The sequence below is a fragment of the Streptomyces aquilus genome, assembly GCF_003955715.1.
Lineage (GTDB): Bacteria > Actinomycetota > Actinomycetes > Streptomycetales > Streptomycetaceae > Streptomyces > Streptomyces aquilus.
The window spans coordinates 8,342,441-8,363,108 of the sequence record NZ_CP034463.1; the positions used below are offsets into that span (position 1 = coordinate 8,342,441).

At 70.6% G+C, this 20,668-nt stretch carries 17 protein-coding genes; 9 read left to right on the top strand and 8 right to left on the bottom strand.

Annotated features, from left to right (window positions below; all coding sequences use genetic code 11):
- Positions 1-15 precede the first annotated feature (15 nt).
- The gene (locus EJC51_RS38245) at positions 16-2,931 is read right to left on the bottom strand and encodes a glycoside hydrolase family 48 protein (protein WP_126275248.1); all 2,916 of its coding nucleotides are present in this window, start codon (positions 2,929-2,931) and stop codon (positions 16-18) included.
- 481 nt (positions 2,932-3,412) lie between these two features.
- Between EJC51_RS38245 and EJC51_RS38250 the strand changes: the two genes are divergently transcribed.
- The 4 genes from EJC51_RS38250 to EJC51_RS38265 all read left to right on the top strand — a co-directional run bounded on the left by EJC51_RS38250 (position 3,413) and on the right by EJC51_RS38265 (position 8,086).
- Positions 3,413-5,128, top strand: coding sequence for a glycoside hydrolase family 6 protein (locus tag EJC51_RS38250; protein ID WP_126275249.1), 1,716 nt, complete (start codon positions 3,413-3,415; stop codon positions 5,126-5,128).
- Positions 5,129-5,367: 239 nt separating this feature from the next.
- Entirely contained in the window at positions 5,368-6,264 is an 897-nt protein-coding gene (locus EJC51_RS38255) for a class I SAM-dependent methyltransferase (protein WP_126275250.1), read from the top strand.
- Positions 6,265-6,349: 85 nt separating this feature from the next.
- Positions 6,350-7,051 carry an SDR family oxidoreductase gene (locus EJC51_RS38260; RefSeq protein WP_126275251.1) on the top strand — a complete coding sequence of 234 codons (702 nt, stop codon included), beginning with the start codon at positions 6,350-6,352 and terminating at the stop codon, positions 7,049-7,051.
- A gap of 84 nt (positions 7,052-7,135) precedes the next feature.
- Positions 7,136-8,086, top strand: a complete 951-nt coding sequence (locus EJC51_RS38265) for a DMT family transporter (protein ID WP_126275252.1) — start codon at positions 7,136-7,138, stop codon at positions 8,084-8,086.
- Between the two features lie 4 nt (positions 8,087-8,090).
- On the opposite strand, the gene EJC51_RS38270 is transcribed toward EJC51_RS38265, so the two are convergent.
- The gene (locus EJC51_RS38270; protein ID WP_126275253.1) at positions 8,091-8,711 is read right to left on the bottom strand and encodes a calcium-binding protein; all 621 of its coding nucleotides are present in this window, start codon (positions 8,709-8,711) and stop codon (positions 8,091-8,093) included.
- 144 nt (positions 8,712-8,855) lie between these two features.
- Between EJC51_RS38270 and EJC51_RS38275 the strand changes: the two genes are divergently transcribed.
- Complete coding sequence (locus tag EJC51_RS38275) at positions 8,856-9,602, top strand: helix-turn-helix transcriptional regulator (protein WP_126275254.1); 747 nt, start codon at positions 8,856-8,858, stop codon at positions 9,600-9,602.
- Between the two features lie 48 nt (positions 9,603-9,650).
- Here EJC51_RS38275 and EJC51_RS38280 read toward each other — a convergent pair whose 3' ends face one another.
- From EJC51_RS38280 to EJC51_RS38290, 3 genes are all read right to left on the bottom strand, one after another.
- Positions 9,651-10,487, bottom strand: coding sequence for an aldo/keto reductase (locus EJC51_RS38280; protein ID WP_126275255.1), 837 nt, complete (start codon positions 10,485-10,487; stop codon positions 9,651-9,653).
- A 150-nt stretch (positions 10,488-10,637) separates the two neighbouring features.
- The gene (locus tag EJC51_RS38285; protein ID WP_126275256.1) at positions 10,638-12,464 is read right to left on the bottom strand and encodes an AMP-dependent synthetase/ligase; all 1,827 of its coding nucleotides are present in this window, start codon (positions 12,462-12,464) and stop codon (positions 10,638-10,640) included.
- Between the two features lie 242 nt (positions 12,465-12,706).
- Positions 12,707-14,206 (bottom strand): MFS transporter, encoded by a 1,500-nt coding sequence (locus EJC51_RS38290; RefSeq protein WP_126275257.1) that lies wholly within the window; start codon positions 14,204-14,206, stop codon positions 12,707-12,709.
- Positions 14,207-14,315: 109 nt separating this feature from the next.
- Here EJC51_RS38290 and EJC51_RS38295 point away from each other — a divergent pair, with 109 nt between their 5' ends.
- Positions 14,316-15,299 carry an Lrp/AsnC family transcriptional regulator gene (locus EJC51_RS38295; protein ID WP_126275258.1) on the top strand — a complete coding sequence of 328 codons (984 nt, stop codon included), beginning with the start codon at positions 14,316-14,318 and terminating at the stop codon, positions 15,297-15,299.
- Here EJC51_RS38295 and EJC51_RS38300 read toward each other — a convergent pair whose 3' ends face one another.
- Positions 15,300-16,163, bottom strand: coding sequence for a LysR substrate-binding domain-containing protein (locus EJC51_RS38300; RefSeq protein WP_126275259.1), 864 nt, complete (start codon positions 16,161-16,163; stop codon positions 15,300-15,302).
- 163 nt (positions 16,164-16,326) lie between these two features.
- Here EJC51_RS38300 and EJC51_RS38305 point away from each other — a divergent pair, with 163 nt between their 5' ends.
- On the top strand, positions 16,327-17,340 hold the full coding sequence (locus EJC51_RS38305) for a bile acid:sodium symporter family protein (RefSeq protein WP_166683036.1): 1,014 nt from the start codon (positions 16,327-16,329) through the stop codon (positions 17,338-17,340).
- On the opposite strand, the gene EJC51_RS38310 is transcribed toward EJC51_RS38305, so the two are convergent.
- On the bottom strand, positions 17,276-18,505 hold the full coding sequence (locus EJC51_RS38310) for a DUF4185 domain-containing protein (protein WP_126275261.1): 1,230 nt from the start codon (positions 18,503-18,505) through the stop codon (positions 17,276-17,278). The two genes, EJC51_RS38305 and EJC51_RS38310, sit on opposite strands and share 65 nt — an antisense overlap.
- Before the next feature lie 88 nt (positions 18,506-18,593).
- The gene (locus EJC51_RS38315) at positions 18,594-19,511 is read right to left on the bottom strand and encodes a quinone oxidoreductase family protein (RefSeq protein ID WP_126275262.1); all 918 of its coding nucleotides are present in this window, start codon (positions 19,509-19,511) and stop codon (positions 18,594-18,596) included.
- Positions 19,512-19,663: 152 nt separating this feature from the next.
- On the opposite strand from EJC51_RS38315, the gene EJC51_RS38320 reads away from it, so the two are divergent.
- Together EJC51_RS38320 and EJC51_RS38325 are read left to right on the top strand one after the other, a co-directional pair.
- Entirely contained in the window at positions 19,664-20,101 is a 438-nt protein-coding gene (locus EJC51_RS38320; protein ID WP_126275263.1) for a MarR family winged helix-turn-helix transcriptional regulator, read from the top strand.
- Positions 20,102-20,120: 19 nt separating this feature from the next.
- On the top strand, positions 20,121-20,648 hold the full coding sequence (locus tag EJC51_RS38325) for an isochorismatase family protein (protein ID WP_126275264.1): 528 nt from the start codon (positions 20,121-20,123) through the stop codon (positions 20,646-20,648).
- Positions 20,649-20,668: the final 20 nt, after the last annotated feature.

A 20,668-nucleotide genomic window follows, 5' to 3' on the forward strand; every position in this document is an offset into this window, starting at 1 on the left:
GAGCGCCTGGCGGGGCTATTCGAGAAGCTCCGCGTACGAACCCATGGCCAGGGCGATGTCCGCCTGGGCCCAGAAACGGTGGTACGTGAACGACGGCACCGCGCCGCCCGCGAGATACGCCTGGATCTTCGACCAGGCCGGGTCGTTCTTGTAGAAGGACCTGATGGACTCGAAGGTGGACGAGGAGCTGATCGCGTCGCCGTTCGGCATCGTTCCGGTCCAGCCGGACGGGATGTAGACGCTGTCGTCGAACCGGTCGTAGTCCGCCCGGTTCTCCGGCACGGCGACGCCCAGGCTGTCCTGGTAGTTGCCCCACATGCCGTCGAGGAGCTTCTTCGCCGTCGTCGCGGCCTCGGTGTCACCGGAGCGGTCCGCGTAGTACGTCAGGGTCTTGGCGTACGCGGCGGCCACCCCCACGTCGTTGGTGTAGTCGGCGACGGTGACGTGCAGCCCGCTGTTGGAGCCTGGGCTGGACGCGTTCCAGGTGTCGGGCTGGCCCGACCACTGGAGGGTGGCGGGGATCTGGTAGGTGCCGTCCGGGTTGATCGTGGTCTTGGACAGCGCCCAGTCGACCCACTTGTCGAGGACGGCCTTGGCCTGCGCGTTCCCCGTCTGCTGGTAGTACTCGGCCACCCGCTCCATCGACCACGCCTGGAAGCCGAACCACTGGTTGGACGGCGGGTCGTGGTAGACGGGCTGCTGGTCGTAGTACATGCCGTAGAAGGTGGACTTTCCGGCCGGCGGGGTCGCGTAGCGGCCCGCCCAGCTGTTCGTCGCACCGCCCGCGATGGCGCCCTCGTTCGACTGCAGCCAGCGGTAGAACTCCAGCTGCCGGGTGAGCGAGGTGTTCCAGTCCGCCGCGCCCGTCGAGGACTTGGGCTTCAGGTCGGCGAACGAGCTGAGCGCGTAGGCGGCCAGGGGGTTCTGGTAGCCGCTGTGCGCGTGGCTGGAACCGATGCGCCAGGCCCAGCCGGCGCTGGTGTCCGTCGCTCCGCCCCACGCGTAGTACCAGGACAGCAGGTACATCGAGGAGTTCTTGCCGCTGCCGGCCGCGCAGGCCGACGGCCCGACGCAATTCCCTATCTTCTTGAAGTACTTGTCGTACATCGCGTAGCGCAGGTAGTCGCCCATCTTCGCGGCCTTGCCCACGGTCGCGGAGACGTCGCTGCCCTTGCCCTGCTGCTTCGCCCAGACATCCGCCCAGTACGCGGCCTGCACGGCCCGCGCGTCGGCGTCCGGGGCGTTGGTGAACTTCCACTGCTTGGCGTAGGAGGAGTCACCGGTGAACAGGTCCAAGTAGCCGTTCTTGCCGCCGTACTTGAAGGCGTCGCAGGTCGGCTGCGGCACCGTCTCCCACACCGACTCCTCCGCACCGCGCTGGAAGGTGTTGATGTACGACGGTCCGGTGGCCGTCGGGCCCGCCTCGCACTTGCCGGGCTCGTTGCCGTAGCCGTAGACGTTGTCGACGTCCTGGAGCCAGTGCATGCCGTAGATGTCGTCCGTGCCGTACGCCGACTTCAGCTCGGACGCGATCGGGTCGGAGCCGACCGAGACCGACGAGTCGAGCTTCGCCGGATACTCGTTCGGGGTGTCCAGCTCGGGCGCGTAGGTGGCCGGCTTGGAGGCGTTGTAGAAGGAGTTGGTCGGCTGGTCGGCGTGGGTCGGGATCATGTACTTCTCCATGAGGTCCCAGGCGCCGTTGAACTTGGACCAGTCGCCCGTCACCTTGCCGTACATGGCCTGGAGCCACAGGAGGTAGCTGTACGCCTCCGACGTGGTCTCATGGCCGTGGTCGGGCGCCTCGACGATCAGCGTCTCCACCGAGTGGTAGGGAATGCCCTCGGGGGAGAAGTAGCCGTTCGCCGGGTTGGTGATCTTCCCGTACAGCTCCAGGAAGCGGGCGTCGTACTCCTTCGACGCGGCGATCTGGGTGACCGTCACCGCCGCCTTCGCATGGCCCGTGGCCGACGACTCGAAGGTCGCCGCGCCGGTGCCCGAGGAGTCGGCGGTGATGGTCACCTTCTGGGCCGTGTTCCAGTTCGACGGGGTGAAGGTCAGGGAAGCCCCGCCGGTCACGGACAGGCCCGAGTTGCCGCTCGCCCGTGCCGTCGTGACGGTCACGTTGGCGGACGGCTGGGTCGACAGCTTGATGTCGTAGGTGGCCGTCTTGCCTTGCTGGACGGCGAGTTGGGTGGTCGAGGCCACCACGGCGGGACCCGAGGCGACCGTGATGCCGACCGGGGTCGACTCCGCCGACGCGCCCAGGCTGTCGTACGCCTTCGCCAGCAGTGAATGACTGCCCACGGTCAAGCTTGAGACCGAAAGAGAGTACGGCGCGGTCGTGTCGGTGCCCAGCAGCGTGGTGTTGTCGTAGAACTCCACCTTGCTGATGGTCGCGTTGTCCGCGGCCGCGGCGGTCGCCGCGAGCGGGACGGCGTCGCCCTGGGTGTAGACGGCCCCCGCGGCCGGGCTGGTCAGCACCGTGATCGGCGGCTGGTGGGCGCCGACGCACGCGGTGCCGTTGATCGCGAAGGACGTGGGCGCGGCGTTGGTGCCGCTGTAGCTGAACTGCGCGCCGGTGGAGACCGCGGCGCCGGCCGCGATGGTCCCGTTGTACCCGGCGTCTTTCACCGTGATGTTCTGACCGGACTGGGACCAGGTTCCGTTCCAGCCGTTGGACAGCTTCTGGTTGCCCGCGTAGGCGTACGTCAGTGTCCAGCCGCTGATGGTGTCCGTACCACGGTTGGTGATCGTCACGTCCGTGGTGAAGCCGGAGCCCCAGTCGTTGGTCTTGTAGTCGACGCTGCACTGAACTGCTGCTGCCTGTGCGGGAGTTGAACCCGTACTCAGCATCGTGAACGGCAGGGCCAGTGCGGCCACGACAGCCGTCCATAAGCGCCGGGCAGTCCGGCGTCTCCTTCTCGGTGCCATGTGCTGGTTCCTCCTTGCGGCTCGGAGAAGTCAAGGCTTGAACCAGTGGGAGCGCTCCCATAGTGGAGACGTGGGTGTGAAGGGTCAAGGTGCTTGAAGAGTCGAAAAGATTCGATGAATGAGGTCGAGGAAAAGTCAAGTGACTCCTCTGTTCTTCAACGTCACTTGGCGCTAGCTTCGGTGACACCAGTGGGAGCGATTCCATCAGTCGACGCGGCCGTCACGGCCCGCTGATCTGCAAGGAGTCGCTCATGCGACACCCCCCGCGTTCAGTACTTTTAGCCGTCGCCGGCGCCGTGACCCTCGTCGGGTCCGTCAGGGTGCCGTGACGCGTTCCCCTGCACGAGGCGCCGGATCGGCCTGCCCCGCACCAACTCGGCACATTCCGGCGCCCCTTCGGCCTGATCGACGCATCGGGCTCCGTGAGCATCTGCGCGCCCTGAACGGCTGACACCCGCAACCGAGAAGGAAACCCGCACTCATGAGTCGTACCAGAACTGCGTTCCTCGCAGCGATGGCCCTGGTCGCCGGCGCCTCCGGCACCGCGGTCGCCGCCTATCCCGGGGACGTCGGCATCTCGGCGATCCCCTGCACCGTGGACTACAAGGTGCAGAACGACTGGGGCACCGGCTTCACCGCCAACGTGACGATCACCAACAACAGCGCCCCCAAGTCGAGTTGGGCGCTGAAGTGGTCGTACGCCGGTAACCAGAAGGTCACCAGCGGCTGGAACGCCAAGGTCAGCCAGAGCGGCACCGCCGTCACCGCGCTCAACGAGAGCTACAACGGCACGCTCGCCACCGGCGGTTCGACCAGCTTCGGCTTCCAGGGCACCTACAGCGGCACCAACGCCGTCCCGGCCACCTTCACCCTCGACGGTGTGACCTGCAACGTCGACGACGGTGGCGGCGGCCCGACGAACCCGCCGGACCCCGGCACCGGCAGCCGGGTCGACAACCCGTACAGCGGCGCCAAGGTGTACGTGAACCCGGAGTGGTCCGCCAATGCCGCCGCCGAGCCCGGCGGCAGCCGGATCGCCAACCAGCCCACCGGCGTGTGGCTGGACCGGGTCGCCGCGATCAACGGCGCCGGCGGGAAGATGGGCCTGCGGGCGCACCTCGACGAGGCCCTGAAGCAGAAGGGCAGCGGCGAGCTCGCCGTCCAGCTGGTGATCTACGACCTGCCGGGCCGCGACTGCGCCGCGCTCGCCTCCAACGGTGAGTTCGGTCCGACGGACATCGACAAGTACAAGACGCAGTACATCGACCCGATCGCCGCGATCCTCGCCGATCCCAAGTACGCCTCGCTGCGGATCGTCACCACGGTCGAGCTCGACTCCCTGCCGAACCTCGTCACCAACGTCTCGCCGCGGAACACCGCCACCCCCAACTGCGACACGATGAAGTCGAACGGCAACTACATCAAGGGTGTCGGCTACGCGCTGAACAAGCTCGGTGACGTCCCCAACGTCTACAACTACGTGGACGCCGGGCACCACGGCTGGCTCGGCTGGGACGACAACTTCTCGGCGACCGTCCAGACGATCAAGCAGGCGGCGACCGCCGAGGGCGCCACGGTGAACGACGTCCACGGCTTCATCACCAACACCGCCAACTACAGCGCGCTGAAGGAGCCGTACTACACCATCAACGACTCCGTGAACGGCAAGTCCGTGCGCGAGTCCAAGTGGGTCGACTGGAACCGGTACGTCGACGAGCTCTCCTACGCCCAGGCCTTCCGCCAGGAGGCCGTGAGCCAGGGCTTCTCCTCGGGCGTCGGCATGCTCATCGACACCTCCCGCAACGGCTGGGGCGGCAGCGCCCGGCCGACCGGTCCCGGCGCCAAGACCGATGTGGACACCTACGTCGACGGCGGCCGTCTCGACCGGCGCCTCAACACCGGCAACTGGTGCAACCAGTCCGGCGCCGGCCTCGGCGAGCGTCCGCAGGCCAGCCCGGCGGCCGGGATCGACGCCTACGTCTGGATCAAGCCTCCGGGCGAGTCCGACGGCGCCAGCAGCGCCATCCCGAACGACGAGGGCAAGGGCTTCGACCGGATGTGCGACCCGACCTACACCGGCAACCCGCGCAACAACAACCACATGTCCGGCGCCCTGCCGAACGCGCCGCTGTCCGGTCACTGGTTCTCGGCGCAGTTCCAGCAGCTGATGCAGAATGCCTACCCGCCGTTGCCGTGACGGTGCGTTGGTGACTGCGGGTCCGATGGGGCTGGTCGCGCCCGCGCGGCGGTAGCCGCACATCGATACAGCCCCGCGCCCCTTCAGGGCGTTGATGGCCGCCGGGGTTTGTCAGTGCCGCTCTGACAGGCCTCGGCGGCATCATCCGTACCCCGTTTTTTGCCGTCCCGGCAACGCTACTGGCCTCCTTCCGGTGCGTCGGCGCACGCTGTCCGTACACGGACGAGAGGCTGACCACCATGGCGAACGACCACCACACCCACCACCAGCACGCGCACGGCCACCACGACCACACCGACATCGACTGGGCCGAGATGGCCCCGATGCTGGAGGACCAGGCCGAGCTGTACACGCCCCTGTACGAGCACGCCATGGCCTGGCTGGCCAAGCGGCAGACCGAGCCAGGGCTGGTCGTCGACGCGGGGAGTGGGCCGGGGGTCGTGTCGTGTCTGCTCGCCGACACGTTCCCGGGCGCCCGGGTCGTCGCCGTCGACGGGTCGGAGCCGCTGCTCGAACGGGCCCGGGAGCGGGCCGGGCGGCTCGGCGTCGCGGACCGGTTCGGCACGCTCGCCGGTGAACTGCCCGGTGTGCTCGACGACTTGGACTATCCCGCCGATCTGCTCTGGGCCAGCTGGAGCGTGCACCACCTCGGCGACCAGAAGGCGGCCCTGGCCGCGTTCGCCGCGCGGCTCGCGCCCGGCGGCACCCTCGCCCTGCTGGAGGGCAGCCTGCCCACCCGCTATCTGCCGCGCGACATCGGCATCGGCCGCCCGGGGCTCCAGGCCCGGCTCGACGCGGTGCACGAGGAGTGGTTCACCGAGATGCGGGCCGCGCTGCCCGGCTCGGTCGACGAGATCGAGGACTGGGCGGCGCTGATGACGTCCGTGGGGCTGAAGCCGACCGGTACCCGCAGCTTCCTCCTCGACCTGCCCGCCCCCACCACCGACCGGGCCCGCCGGTGCGCGGTGACCGCCTTCACCCGGATGCGGGACGTGCTGGGCGAGCGCCTCGACGCCGACGACCGCGCCACCCTCGACCGGCTCGTCGACCCCGACGACAAGGCGAGCCTGCACCACCGCCCGGACGTGTTCGTCCTGACGGCCCGCACGGTGCACACGGCGGTCCGTCCGGTCTGACGCCTCTCCGTCGCCTGCCGCCCTTGACTTCGAGAACGCTCCAAGTGATCTACTGCGCGACGTTCACCGAAAACAGGGGGTAGTCATGAGTGATGCACCGGTCGCACTGATCACCGGTGGCGGCAGCGGCATCGGGGCCGCGGTCGCGCGGCAGTTGCTGGATGCCGGGCACCGGGTCACCGTCACCGGGCGTGGGGAGGAGCGGCTGCGGGGCTTCGCCGAGGAGCTCGGCAATCCTGACGGCTTGCTGACGATCGTCGGGAGTGCGGCCGAGTACGGGGACGTCCAGGCCGCGGTCGACACGACACTCAAGTCCTTCGGCCGGCTGGACACGGTCGTCGCCAACGCCGGTTTCGCCACCCATGACACGGTGGCTGAGGGCGACCCGTCCGGCTGGACCGAGATGGTGCTGACCAACGTCCTCGGCCCGGCCCTGCTGATCCGCGCCTCGATCGACGCCCTCAAGGAGACCCGCGGCCGGATCGTGCTGGTGGGCAGTGTCGCCGGCTTCGTGCCCGGGCCCGGCAACATCTACGGGGCAACCAAGTGGGCGGTGACCGGGCTGGCCGAGAACACCCGGCGGCAGGTCACCGAGTGGGGGGTGGGCGTGACCCACATCGCGCCGGGCCGGACGGAGACCCCGTTCTGGGACAGCTACGGCAGCCTTCCGCCGGGGCATCTCCTCACCGCCGACCAGATCGCCGACTCGGTCGTGTGGGCCATCCGGCAGCCCGAGGGAGTCGACGTCAACACGGTCGTCGTACGGCCGATCGGGCAGCCCAACTGAGGTGAGCGCGGGTTGGTGGCCGATGCATGCATCGCCGGTGGGCGGGTAGCCGGGCGGTCCCGTGTCCGTTGGAGGGACCGCGCCATGGCACGCACCAGCACCGGCACTCATGCCGCGCAGGATCAGCCGCTCACGGCCCGGCTGCCCGGCGGGCCGCGCGCGGGGCAGACGATCGGGGCGGTGGTGCTGTCGCTGTCGCCAGTCTGCATCGAACTGTCCGACGCGGAGCCCGGCACCGCCTCGGTGTACCGCTGTCTGCTCTGTGTGCCCGTGCTGGTGCTGCTGTCCCTGCCGGAACACCGCCGCGAGGGCCCGCCGCCCCGGCGTCAGCTGCTGTACGGCGTCGCGGGCGGCGCGCTGTTCGCCGGGGACATGCTGCTGTGGTCCAGGGCCATCACCGAGGTGGGCGCGGGGCTGTCCACCGTGCTGGTGAACGTGCAGGTCGTGCTGGTGCCGCTGCTGGCGTGGGCGGTGGACCGTGAGCACGTGCCGCGCCGCTTCCTGCTGTGGCTGCCGGTGCTGTGCGCGGGGGTGGTGCTCACCGGCGGGCTGTTCGAGCAGGGCGCGAGCGGCAGCGACCCGACGGCGGGCACCGTCCACGCGGTGCTGGCGGCGCTGAGCTACTCCGGCTTCCTCTTCCTGCTGCGCCGCGGCGGCTTCGAGGGCCATGTGGTGACGACGTACACCGTGGTCGTGGTGTCCGCCACCGTCTTCTCCGCCCTCGGCGGCTGGGCCTGGGGCGCCCTCGACCTCACCCCGCCCGCCGCCGCCCTCGGCTGGCTGGCGGTGGCCGCGGTGAGCAGCGGCATGATCGGCTGGCTCCTCGTCGCCCTCAACTCCCCACACCTGCCGAGCCACATCGGCGCGGTACTGCTGCTGCTCACGCCGGTCGGGGCATTGGCGCTGGGTGCGCTGGTCCTGGGGGAGCGGCCGACGCTCGCGCAGTGGGCCGGGTGTGTGCTGATCCTGGTCAGCGCGTACGCCACGGTGACCGGCCGCAGGTGCGCCCCTCCCCGCCGGGGGCGCCCCTCGTGACCTGCTAGCCGCGCCGCACGTACTCGCAGCCGAAGACCACGTCGAGCCGGTCGACGTAGCAGCGGTCGTGGCCCCTGAAGCCGCTGACGATGTCGCGCTCGCCGTCCCGGGCGTAGAACGTGTCGTTGCCGGCACTGCCCCTGAGCGTGTCCTTCCCGGTTCCGCCGGTCAGCACGTCGTCGCCCCAGTTGCGGATGAAGTCATGGCCGTCGCCGCCGTCCACTGTGTCGGCGCCCTCGTGGGCTCGCAGGGAGTCGCTTCCCTCGAACCCGCGCAGCAGGTCGTCGCCGCCATTCCCCTTGAGGACGTCGCTGCCGCTCTCCCCGGCCATCAGATCATTGCCGTTGCCGCCCGTGAGCCGGTCGTCGCCCGTGTCTCCGCAGACGACGTCGTTGCCGCCATTTGAGGAGATCGTGTCGTTCCCGCCGAGTCCGACGACGACGTCCTTGGCCGAGCCGGTGTTGAGGAAGTCGGACTTGGCGCTGCCCCAGGCCGTGGCGTAGAAGCCGTAGCACTGCGGCGGTGCGGCCGCCGCCTCCGTCTGCGCCGCGACCACCATGCCGCCCGCGAGGGCGACCGCCGCGCAGGCCGCTGCGAACGTCCGTGTGCGTGTTCGTGTCTGCATTGCTGAACCCCGTTCGTGGTTCGGATACGTGGGGTCCACGGTGGCCGCGCGGCGTCCCGGCGGCTATTCGGCATTTGGCGAATCCCCGCGGCCCGCCGCGCGAAGAGGCGTACCGTCGAGGGAGGTTGGCGAGAGGGGGCGGTCATGAACCGTCACTCGATCACTGCGCGAGACCTGCAGCTGATGCTGGACGTCATGGACGAGGCGCGCCGCGACGACGCGGACGAGTTCCCGCCGCGCAGCCTCCTGAGCGGGTTGGGTCGACTGATCCCGTGCGACCTGGCCGGGTTCGACGAGGTCGACATCCCCACCCGCCGGTGTCTGTACCTCCAGGAGGAGCTCTACGCGGGCGACTACGGCGACCCGCACGTCGAGGCCTACTGGCGCCTGCGCCACCAGCATCCGCATTGCCGGCTCGCCGAACAGAGCTGCGGCCGCCTTCCGGTCGCCCAGAACCTGGACTACCAGTCCGCACGGGAGATACGGAACCAGGCCTTCTACTCGGAGTATCTGAGGCCGGTCGTCAACACGATCTTCGTGATGCTGCCCAGCCCACCCGGTCGCATCCGCACGTACAACTTCTCGCGGGAGGACTCCCGCCGCTTCAGCGAACGCGACCGTCTCGCACTGGAGTTGCTGCGGCCTCACCTCTACGCCGTCTACCGGGAAGCCGCGCTCCGGCGTCAGACCCCCGTCCGCCTCACCGTCCGTGAACTCGACGTCATGCGGGCGGTAGCGAACGGGCTGACCACCGAGGCGATCGCCGGGCAGTTCGTCGTCGCCCCCAGTACCGTCCGCAAGCACCTGGAGAACACCTTCCGCAAACTCGGCGTCTCCAGCCGTACCGCGGCCGTCGCGCGGGTGTTCCCCGAGCCCGACCCGGGGACATGACGAAGGCCCGGACGGTGGTGCCGTCCGGGCCTTGGCCGGTTCAGGGTCTCAGCCGATGTCGAACGTCGCCGGGTCCGGGCCGATGCGGCGGTCCTCGTTGAGGGCGCTGATCGCGGCCAGGTCCTCGGTGTCCAGGCTGAAGTCGAAGACCTCGATGTTCTCCTTGATCCGGGACGGGGTCACGGACTTGGGGATCACCACGTTGCCGAGCTGGAGGTGCCAGCGCAGGACGACCTGGGCCGGGGTGCGGCCGTGCTTCTGGGCGATCGCGACGATCGCCGGGACCTCCAGGAGGCCCTTGCCCTGGCCGAGCGGGGACCAGGCCTCGGTGGCGATGCCCTGCTCCGCGTGGAACTCACGGGAGGCGTGCTGCTGGAGGTGCGGGTGCAGCTCGATCTGGTTGACCGCCGGGATGACCGAGGTCTCGGCGATGAGCCGCCGCAGGTGCTCCGGGTAGAAGTTGGAGACGCCGATCGCGCGAACCCGGCCGTCGGCGTGCAGCTTCTCGAACGCCTTGTACGTGTCGACGTACTTGTCCCGGGCCGGCAGCGGCCAGTGGATCAGGTACAGGTCCACGTAGTCCAGGCCGAGCTTCTCCAGGGAGGTGTCGAAGGCACGCAGGGTGGCGTCGTACCCCTGATCGCTGTTCCAGAGCTTGGTGGTGACGAACACGTCCTCGCGGGGGATGCCGGAGGAGGTGATGGCCTTGCCGGTGCCCTCTTCGTTGCCGTAGATCGCCGCTGTGTCGATGCTGCGGTACCCGGCCTCCAGAGCGGTCGTGACCGCCTGCTGCGCCTCGTCGTCCGGCACCTGCCAGACGCCGAAGCCCAGCTGGGGCATCTCGACGCCGTTGTTCAGGATGATCGGGGGGACCTTGCTGCTCACGAGCTCTTGATCCTTACGGTTGTCGTCAGGTGGTACTCCCATCGTCAACGATCACGAGCCGTGATGCATTCCTGACGGCGGAATCGAGCGGAAGACGACGGAATCTCCCGAATCTCCCGAAAACGGCCTCAGGCCGGCACGGAAACGGCCTCAGGCCCTGTACAAGGCCTCGACCTCGTTGACGTACGCGTTCTCGATGGCCTTGCGCTTCAGCTTCAGCGACGGCGTCAGCAGGCCGTGCTCCTCGGTGAACGGCTGGGCCAGGATACGGAAGGTCCGGATCGACTCGGCCTGCGAGACCAGGGTGTTGGCGGCGACCACGGCCCGCCGCACCTCCGTCTCCAGATCGGCGTCCCGCACCAGTTCGGCCGCTGTCATCCGGGGTTTGCCGCGCATCGCCAGCCAGTGCTCGACGGCCTCCTGGTCGAGGGTGACCAGCGCGGCGATGTACGGGCGGTCGTTGCCGACGACGATGCACTGGGAGACCAGGGGGTGGTCGCGGACGCGCTCCTCCAACTGGCCGGGGGAGACGCTCTTGCCTCCCGAGGTGACCAGGATCTCCTTCTTGCGGCCGGTAATGGTGAGGTAGCCGTCCTCGTCGAGGGAGCCCAGGTCTCCGGTGGCGAGCCAGCCGTCGTGCAGGGTCGCGTCGGTGGCCTTCTGGTTGTTGAGGTAGCCCTGGAAGATGTTGTCACCGCGCAGCCAGATCTCGCCGTCGTCCGCGATGTGCACGGTCATGCCGGGGATGGGCTGTCCGACGGTGCCGTAGCGGGTGCGCTCCGGTGGGTTCGCGGTGGCGGCGGCCGTCGACTCCGTGAGGCCGTAGCCCTCGTAGATGTGGATGCCCGCGCCCGCGAAGAACAGGCCGAGCCGGCGGTCCATGGCCGAACCGCCGGTCATCGCCTGTCTGATGCGGCCGCCCATCGCCGCCCGCATCTTGGAGTAGACGAGCTTGTCGAAGAGCTGGTGCTGCATGCGCAGCCCCGCCGAAGGGCCGGGCCCGATGCCCCAGGCCCTGGCCTCCATGGCGTCCGCGTACTTCACGGCGATGTCGACGGCCTTCTCGAAGGCGCCCGCCTTGCCCTCCTTCTCCGCCTTGCGGCGCGAGGCGTTGAACACCTTCTCGAAGATGTACGGCACCCCGAGGAAGAACGTCGGCTTGAACGCGGCGAGGTCGGGCATCAGGGCGGCGGCGTTCATCTGCGGCTGGTGGCCGAAGCGGACCCGGCCGCGGATCGCGGCGACCTGCACCATCCGCCCGAAGACATGGGCGAGCGGCAGGAAGAGAAGGGTCGCGGCCTCGTCGCCCTTCTTGGAGTGGAACACCGGCTCCCAGCGCTCGATGACGGTGTCCGCCTCGTACATGAAGTTGCCGTGCGAGATGACGCAGCCCTTGGGGCGGCCGGTGGTGCCGGAGGTGTAGATGATGGTGGCGACGGAGTCGGGGGTGACCGCCTGCCGGTGGCGCTGGACCACGTCGTCGTCGAGGTGGGCGCCGGCGTCGTACAGCTCCTGTACACAGCCCGCGTCCAGCTGCCACAGCTCGCGCAGCTGCGGCAGCCGGTCGATGACGGTGGCGATGGTCATCGCGTGGTCCTCGTGCTCCACGATCGCGGCCGTGCACTCGGCGTCGTAGAGCATCCAGAAACACTGTTCCGCCGACGAGGTGGGGTAGACCGGCACCACCTGGGCGCCGATCGTCCACAGGGCGAAGTCGAAGAGCGTCCACTCGTAGCGGGTGCGGGAGACGATCGCGACCCGGTCACCGAACCGGACGCCGCGGGCGAGGAGTCCCTTGGCGAGGGCGAGCACCTCGTCGCGGAACTCGGCCGAGGTCACGTCCCGCCACCGACCGGACTCGTCCTTGCGGCCCAGCGCCACGCACAGCGGGTCCTCCTGGGCATGGTCGAACACCACGTCGGCCAGTCCGCCCACCGGGGGTGCCAACGCCAACGGAGGGTTGGTGAACTCGCGCAAACCCCGCTCCCTCGACATTGGTTCGACGCTCCGCACAGCGCCGTGAAAGCTACCCCACCCGCCGACGGGGCGGGAGGGGGTGCGGGATCGAGCGATGTTCAGGTAGCGGCTGGTCAGCGCCGGAAAATGCGCTCACATGGGGAAGGGTCGGACAGAAAACTGACGGTTGAGTAAGTTTCGGACCCGTAATCTCCACCGAATCTGTACGACCCGATTACCCCGTGCCCGACCTGTCGGAATGATCAGTTCCGTTGTGTCGCCCTCTCTTCCGTCAGCGTCGTCGCGGCCGGTTTCGTCACACCCGTCCGCACCGCGCCCGGCGTCCTGAGCAGGACCAGGACCAGCACGCCGCCGACCACCGCCACCGCGCCGGCCGTCACCGCCGCCGTGTTGAGCCCCGAGGCGAACGCGGCCCGCAGCGTGTGCTCCGGGAAGGCGCCGCGCAGCGCCCCGGCTCCGCCGCCCGCCAGCGCGTGGGCCGCGTCGCGCGGCAGCGCGTCCGCCATGCGGGAGGTCAGCACCGTGCCGAAGAAGGCCAGGCCGAGCGCGTACCCGAACTGCCGGAAGGTGTTGACCGCACCGCTCGCCATGCCCGACCGCTCCCGCTCCACCGTCGCCAGCGCGGCCCCCGCGACCGAGGGCGCCACCAGGCCCGTGCCCACACCCACCAGGAGCAGCCCCGGGATCAGCGCCGTCGACGTCGAACCGGCGTCCAGGAACGCCATGCAGAACTGCCCGGCGCCGATCAGCAGCAGCCCGCCCCCGACCGTGAACCGGGCCGGCACCCCGTGCAGCAGCCGCCCACCTGCCGCCGCCACCACGAACGCGGCCAGCGACAGCCACAGGAACACCAGCCCGCCGCGCACCGGAGACATCCCCAGCACGGTCTGCAACCAGATCGAGGTGTACGCCATCACACCGAACGCCGCCGCGTTGAAGGCGAACGCGCCCGCCATCACCCCGGAGAACGCCGGCTTCAGGAACAGCCGCGGATCGATCAGCGGGTCGGCGACCCGCCGCTCCACGACCACGAAGCAGACCAGCGCGAGGGCCGCGCCCGCGAAGGAGACGAGGGTGCCCATGGCGCCCCAGCCGTGCGACCCGGCGCGCACCGCCCCGTACGTCACCCCGCCCGCGAACGCCGCGAACGTCACCGTCCCCGCCCAGTCGACCTGGCGTCCGGCCCGACCGCGCGACTCCGGCACCGCGCGCAGCGTCAGCCACACCGCGACCACGCTCACCGGCAGGTTGACGTAGAAGATCCACCGCCAGCCGGGCCCGTCCGTCAGCAGTCCGCCCAGCACCGGGCCCACCGCGGCGGCCGCGCCGCCGACCGCGCCCCACACGCCGAGGGCGAGCGACATCCGCCGACCCTGGTACACCGACGCCAGCAGCGGCAGCGCGGTGGCGAGCGTCGCCGCAGCCCCCGCGCCCTGCAACGCCCGCGCGGCGACCAGCATCGCCGGGCCGGACGACATCCCGCACAGCAGTGAGGCCCCCGCGAACACCACGACGCCCGTCACATGCACCCGCCGCCGCCCCAGCACGTCGGCCGCGGCCCCCACTCCCAGCAGCAACGCGGCCAGGGCCAGCGCGTAGGCGTCCATCACCCACTGCAGATCGCTCAGCGACGCGTGCAGCGCGCTCGCCATGTCCGGCAGCGCCACGATCGCGATCGTCACGTCCAGCAACAACATGAACGTGCCCAGACACACCGCCGTCAGCGGCCCCCAAGTACGCATGTCCTCAACTCCTCGTCCGTCGGATGCGTATGCCTCCGTACGATGGCTTCGACGCGGACGATCGAGGCGGTCTCGGGCGTCCGACTGCAGGAATCCGACAGGAGCGGTCATGCAAGCGATGGAATCCGACATCCTGGACCACCTCGACCTGCGCCTGCTGGCGGCCCTGGAGGTGAACGCCCGGGCCTCCTTCAGCCGGCTCGGCGCGGTGCTGGGCGTCTCCGACCAGACCGTCGCGCGGCGCTACCGCAAGCTGTGCGCGCAGGCGGGGCTGCGGGTCGTGGCCGTCCGGGACGCCGATCGTCTCGGGCAGGACCAGTGGACACTGCGGCTGCGGTGCGTCCCCGACAGCGCGCAGACCATCGCGGACGCGCTCGCCCGGCGCGCCGACACCAACTGGATCGGGATCGCCTCCGGCGGCACCGAGGTCGTCTTCGGCACGCGTCCACGCAACCCGGGCGACCGCGACGACCTGCTGCTCGGCAAACTGCCCCGCACCCCACGCGTCCTGGAGATCCGCGCGTACCAGCTGCTGCACCGCTTCGAGGGCGGCCCGCGGGGCTGGACGCGCAAGTTCCGTCTGCTCGACGACGACGAGAAGGCCCAGCTGCGCCCCGACCCGGTCACCAGCACCGGTCCGGCCCGTCTCGACCCCGAGGACGAGGCCCTCGTCACCGCACTGGAGCGCGACGGACGGGCCACCTACCCCGAACTCCAGCGCGTCACGGGCCGGTCCGAGTCCGCCGTCAAGCGCCGCCTCGGCGCGCTGCTCGCGTCCGGAGCGGTGTACATCGACGTGGAGTACGACTCCGGGGTCATCGGGTATCCGCTCGCCGCCACCTTGTGGATCACCACCACCCCGGGCGCCCTGCACACCGTCGGACGGGCTCTCGCCGCCCACGACCCGATCGCCCACGCCGCCGCGACGGCGGGCCCCTCCAACATCCTCGCCACCGCCGTCGTGCGCGGCGCCGCCGACCTCTACGCCTACCTGAGCGGGCCCCTCGGACGGCTGGAAGGCGTGCAGCACGTGGAGGCGTCGCCCTTTCTGCGCCGCGTCAAGCAGCTCACCTATCCCCGACCGGGGCGGTAGCTAGCCGCGGTGCAGCCGGTCGCCGCCCGTCAGGACCGCTGCCGCCAGGGCGTCCGCCGCGCCCTGGGACGTGGTGCGGCGGTGGCCGTGGATCAGGACGAAGTCGACGCGGCCCAGTTCCGGCAGGCCGAAGCGGTCCGGTACGCGTACCAGGCCCGGGGGGATCAGGCCCCGGGAGTGGGCCATCACGCCGAGTCCGGCGCGGGCCGCCGCGATCAGGCCGTTGAGGCTGCCGCTCGTGCACGCGATCCGCCACTCGCGGCCCTGCCGCTCCAGCGCCTCCAGGGCGAGCGCCCGGGTGATGCCCGGCGGCGGATAGACGATCAGGGGGACAGGGCGGTCCGGGTCGAGGCGGAGGCGCTCCGCGCCGATCCACACCAGCCGGTCGTGCCAGACCAGTTCGCCGCGCGGGTCCTCCGGCCGCCGTTTGGCGAGGACCAGGTCCAGCTTCCCGGCCGCCAACTGCTCGTGCAGCGTGCCCGAGAGCTCCACGGTCAGCTCCAGGTCGACCTCGGGGTGGTCGTGGCGGAAGCGCTCCAGGATCTCCGGCAGCCGGGTCAGCACGAAGTCCTCCGACGCCCCGAAGCGCAACCGGCCGCGCAGCCGGGTACCCGTGAAGAACGCCGACGCCTGCTCGTGCACGTCCAGGATGCGGCGCGCGAAGCCGAGCATCGCCTCGCCGTCCTCCGTCAGCTCCACCGAGTGGGTGTCCCGGGTGAACAACTGCCGCCCGGCCGCCTCCTCAAGACGCCGTACGTGCTGACTGACGGTCGACTGGCGCAGCCCGAGCCGCCGAGCGGCCTGGGTGAAGCTCAGGGTCTGCGCCACCGTCAGGAACGTACGCAACTGGGAAGGGTCGTACATGACCCCCACGTTATCGCGGTACGTGATGACAGTCAGAGCCGTATGCCGGATTCCCGATCGAGGGAGAGAGGAGGACGATGAGCGGGGGCCCCACGGCCCCGGTACCGCCGAGAGCACGACGAGTATGTGGAGCACTGTGAAACGCCTGCGATGGCCGAGTTGGATGCCGATCGACCCGTACATCCTGCTGCTCCTCGGGACGGTGGGCCTCGCCGCCCTCCTCCCGGCGCGCGGCACGGGTGCGGACGTCGCCTCCGGTGCCTCCACGGCCGCCATCGCCTTCCTCTTCTTCCTGTACGGCGCCCGCCTGTCCACCCGCGAGGCCCTGGACGGCCTCAAGCACTGGCGCCTGCACGTCACGGTCCTCGCCTGTACGTTCGTCGTCTTCCCGCTGCTCGGCACGGCCGCCCGCGGCCTCGTCCCGGTGCTGCTGACCCAGCCCCTCTACCAGGGCCTGCTCTTCCTCACCCTCGTCCCCTCGACGATCCAGTCCTCGATCGCCTTCACCTCCATGGCCCGCGGCAACGTGCCCGCCGCGATCTGCGCCGGCTCCTTCTCCTCCCTCGTCGGCATCGTCATCACGCCGCTGCTCGCCGCGGCCCTGCTCGGCAGCAGCGCGGGCGGCTTCTCGGCCGACTCGCTGGTGCAGATCGTGCTCCAGTTGCTGGTGCCGTTCGTCGCGGGGCAGTTGCTGCGGCGCTGGATCGGCGGCTTCGTCGCCCGGCACAAGAAGGTCCTCGGCCTCGTCGACCGCGGCTCGATCCTCCTCGTCGTCTACACCGCGTTCAGCGAGGGCATGGTCCAGGGCATCTGGCACCAGGTCAGCCCGCTCCGGCTGGCCGGACTGCTCGCCGTCGAGGCGGTACTGCTCGCCGTGATGCTCGCGCTGACCTGGTACGGGTCCAAGGCGCTCCGCTTCGGCCGCGAGGACCGCATCGCCATCCAGTTCGCCGGCTCCAAGAAGTCCCTCGCCTCCGGACTGCCCATGGCGAGCGTCCTGTTCGGCGCGCACGCCTCGCTCGCCGTGCTGCCCCTGATGCTCTTCCACCAGATGCAGCTGATGGTCTGCGCCGTCATCGCCAAGCGCCGCGCCCACGACCCCGAGCCCGGTGTCACGGCACCGGTTTCAGCCGCAGCGTCACGAACCGCGGTCGGTACAGGGACACGTTCCGGTTGAGCTGCGCGGCCGCGGCGGACGGGTCCAGCCAGTTCACGTCGTAGCTGAGCACCAGCCGCCGGCCGCCCAGGGCGGGGTGGACCTGCGGGTTGTAGGCCGCCACCTGCCCTTGCGGCAGCGCGGGAGTGAAGTCCTTCGTCGGCCCGTGCCAGGGCCCGCTCGGCTCGCACGCCCAGTACGAGGTGACGGTCGTCAGCCCCGCCGTCCCGGCCGCCATGGTGAACAGCACATACGTCCCGTCCGCCCGCACCACCGAGAACGCGCTGCCCACGCCCGTGCGCCTGCGTTCGTCGCCGAGCACCGCGGCCGGTCTCGCCCCGGCACGCCAGTCGGAGCCGTCCCAGTACTGCCAGGCTCCCGGCTCGCCGAGCCGGCCGTCCGGCACCCGCGCCGCGTACGCCGACGACACCGGCCGGGAGGCCGCCTGGCCGTCGTCGCCGCCGAAGACGTACGTCCACCCGTCCTCCTCGACGAGCGTCGTACCGAACAGCACCCGCCGGGACGGATCGGGGACCAGCTGCTGGTCCAGCACCTTGACGATCGACTCCACCCGCAGGTCGGGCAGCGACAGCGTGGCCACCTCGGTGGCCGTGGGCGTCCCGTAGATCCACGGCGCGGCCGCCGCCGTACGTACCCACAGCACCACCCGCAGGACCTGCTCCGACGACCCCGGCGACCGGGGCTCCACCCGGGCCGCCACCGGCCACCGCCACTGATTCGGCCCGGGGTCGGGGAACAGCGGCGCCGGGAGCGTGCTCTCCAGCCGCCCGTCCCGCATCAGCACCGCCGAGTTGCGCACCAGCGGCGCCGCCGTGTCCCGCCACGCGTACGACTCGCCGACCGGGTTGGGCGGCGCGTACACCTGCCCGAGATAGGTGTCCGAGAACAGCCACAGCACCCGCCCGTCCGGCAGCCGCACCGAGTGGGTGCCGTCGCCGCCGGTCCAGTCGTCGGCGCGGGTCGCGTCGTCGCCGTACCGGGCGAACTCGGAGGTGAGCCCCTCGTCCGCCGACCACGATCCGACGGTGCGCGGCACGCAGCCGCGCGCGTCCGGCCGGTCCTCGTCCTCGGGCAGGGCCGTGAGCAGCACGGCCCCGAGAACCAGGGCCAGCACCAGGCCGAGCCCCGTTCCCGTCCGCTGTCGTGCTCGTAGGTCGTCGGGCACCCACGGGACGTTAGTGGCCGGCGCTGACATGGTCCATGGGGCGGTCGGCGGGCAGGGTTCCGCGCGAGGGCTCGACGGCGCCCGGTCGTCAGGGGCGCAGTACGACCTTCCCGAGGTTGCTCCGCGACTCGATCACGGCGTGTGCCGCGGCCGCGTCCGTGAGCGCGAACTCCGCGTGCACGGCCGGCCTCAGGGCCCCTTCCTCGAACAGCCGCCACAGCTCCGCCCGCCACCGCTCGTACAGCTCCGGCTCCCCGCGCGCGATCCGCGCCATCTGGAAGCCGATCACCGACCTGGCGCCCACGAGCAGGTCGTACGCCTGGATGGTGCCGCCGCCCGAGCTGTACGCGACGAGCCGGCCACCGGGGGCGAGGGCGGCGAGGGCCGGGGTGAGCAGGTCGCCGCCGACCGCGTCCAGGGCGTAGTCGACGGGCTCGCCCCAGCGCTCATCGGCGTACCGGACGACCTCGTCGGCACCCAGGGACCGTACGAAGTCCGCCTTCGCCGCACTCGACACGGCCGCCACCACGCGGCCCGCGCCCCGCACCCGGGCCAGCTGCACGGCCAGGTGGCCGACGCCGCTCGCCGCGGCGGTGACCAGCGCGGCCTCACCCTTCGCGGGGCGCGCGGCAGCCAGCGCGCCGGACGCCACCAGCCCGCCGCGCACGAGCGCGACGGCGTCCACGGCGGAGGCGCCGGCGGGCACCGGCGAGGCCATGGCCTCGTGCAGCACCGCGTAGTCGGCGTAGCCGTGCCCGAAGCACAGTCCTGTCACCCGGTCGCCGGCGCGGAACCGGGTGACCTCGGCGCCGACCGCCACCACCTCCCCGGCGATCTCGCCGCCCAGCGGTATCGGCTCGGCGGCCTCGGTGACCTTGCGGACCACGGGGAGCGTGACGCCGATCGCCTGGCAGCGGACCAGGAGTTCGGCGGGACCGGGCTCCGGGACGGCGACCTGCTCCAGGAACAGGGGGCCACCGGTGGACTCGTACCGGATGCGGCGCATCGCACCTCCAGAGGTCGTGCAGGGCTCGCACAGGGGTCGTTGGGAGGCCCAACGGTATAGGGAAGGTCGTGGGGGCGTCCAATGATTTTCATAGGGATGACCCATGATTTTTTCGTTGGGGTGCCCCATGAATTTCTTGCTAGGCTGCGCCCATGTCCGAAGCCCCCCTCGCCGAGATCCGCTCCCTCCCCAGCTGGCTGCTCGGCCGGGCCGCCGCCCGGGGGCGGGCCCTGGTCGCCGACGAGCTGGCCGCCGAGGGGATCAAGATGTGGCACCACGTCGTGCTCTCCGCCGTCCGCGATCTCGCCCCCGTGGCCCAGGCCGACATCGGCCGTACCGTCGGACTCGACCCCAAGGACCTGGTGGGCGTTCTCAACGACCTCCAGGCCGAGGGACTCGTCGTCCGCGCCCTCGATCCGCGCGACCGCCGCAAGAACGCGGTCTCGCTCACCGACGCGGGCGCGCGGCTGCTGAAGCGCTGCGAGAAGGCCGCCCGGAAGGCCAACGACGAACTGCTGGCCTCGCTGTCACCGGCCGAACGCGACCATTTCATGGGCCTGTTGATCCGGATTTCCGGTACGGAGGGCTGACGGCAGATAACGTTCCGTCATGACCGCACCCCTCGCGCTCGACCCCGCGCGCAGCGCCCTCGTCCTCGTCGATCTGATGGACCGGATCGTCGCGCTGCCCCTGGAGCCCCGCAAGGGCACCGAAGTCCTCGGCACCGCCCAGGAGTTGGCGACCTCCTTCCGTTCGGCGGGCGCCCATGTCGTCCTCGTCCGCGTCGAGCGCCCCGGCGTCCCCGAACAGCCGCCCGGCAGCGCGCTGGTGGCCGGCCTGGCCGGGGACGGCGACATCGAGGTCGTGAAGCGCACCATCGGCGGCTTCCAGGGCACCGGCCTTGACGAGCGGCTGCGCGAACGGGGTGTCACCACCCTGGTGTTCGGCGGCATCGCCACCAACCTGGGCGTGGAGTCCACGGCCCGGGCCGCCGGCGACCTCGGCTACGACCTGGTCTTCGTCGAGGACGCGATGGCCGCGCTCACGGCGGCGGAGCACGACGCGTCGGTACGGCTGGACTTCCCCCGCCTCGGCACGGTGGTGCACTCGGCGGAGGTCCACTTCACGGCGTCCTGAACGTCCCGGTCACCTCCGGG

Coding starts and splice junctions, on each gene's coding strand:
- EJC51_RS38315 (WP_126275262.1), bottom strand. CDS start 19,511: ATGCGCCGCATCCGGTACGAGTCCACCGGTGGCCCCCTGTTCCTGGAG.
- EJC51_RS38250 (WP_126275249.1), top strand. CDS start 3,413: ATGAGTCGTACCAGAACTGCGTTCCTCGCAGCGATGGCCCTGGTCGCC.
- EJC51_RS38300 (WP_126275259.1), bottom strand. CDS start 16,163: ATGTACGACCCTTCCCAGTTGCGTACGTTCCTGACGGTGGCGCAGACC.
- EJC51_RS38290 (WP_126275257.1), bottom strand. CDS start 14,206: ATGCGTACTTGGGGGCCGCTGACGGCGGTGTGTCTGGGCACGTTCATG.
- EJC51_RS38275 (WP_126275254.1), top strand. CDS start 8,856: ATGAACCGTCACTCGATCACTGCGCGAGACCTGCAGCTGATGCTGGAC.
- EJC51_RS38270 (WP_126275253.1), bottom strand. CDS start 8,711: ATGCAGACACGAACACGCACACGGACGTTCGCAGCGGCCTGCGCGGCG.
- EJC51_RS38320 (WP_126275263.1), top strand. CDS start 19,664: ATGTCCGAAGCCCCCCTCGCCGAGATCCGCTCCCTCCCCAGCTGGCTG.
- EJC51_RS38260 (WP_126275251.1), top strand. CDS start 6,350: ATGAGTGATGCACCGGTCGCACTGATCACCGGTGGCGGCAGCGGCATC.
- EJC51_RS38295 (WP_126275258.1), top strand. CDS start 14,316: ATGCAAGCGATGGAATCCGACATCCTGGACCACCTCGACCTGCGCCTG.
- EJC51_RS38305 (WP_166683036.1), top strand. CDS start 16,327: ATGCCGATCGACCCGTACATCCTGCTGCTCCTCGGGACGGTGGGCCTC.
- EJC51_RS38325 (WP_126275264.1), top strand. CDS start 20,121: ATGACCGCACCCCTCGCGCTCGACCCCGCGCGCAGCGCCCTCGTCCTC.
- EJC51_RS38245 (WP_126275248.1), bottom strand. CDS start 2,931: ATGGCACCGAGAAGGAGACGCCGGACTGCCCGGCGCTTATGGACGGCT.
- EJC51_RS38265 (WP_126275252.1), top strand. CDS start 7,136: ATGGCACGCACCAGCACCGGCACTCATGCCGCGCAGGATCAGCCGCTC.
- EJC51_RS38255 (WP_126275250.1), top strand. CDS start 5,368: ATGGCGAACGACCACCACACCCACCACCAGCACGCGCACGGCCACCAC.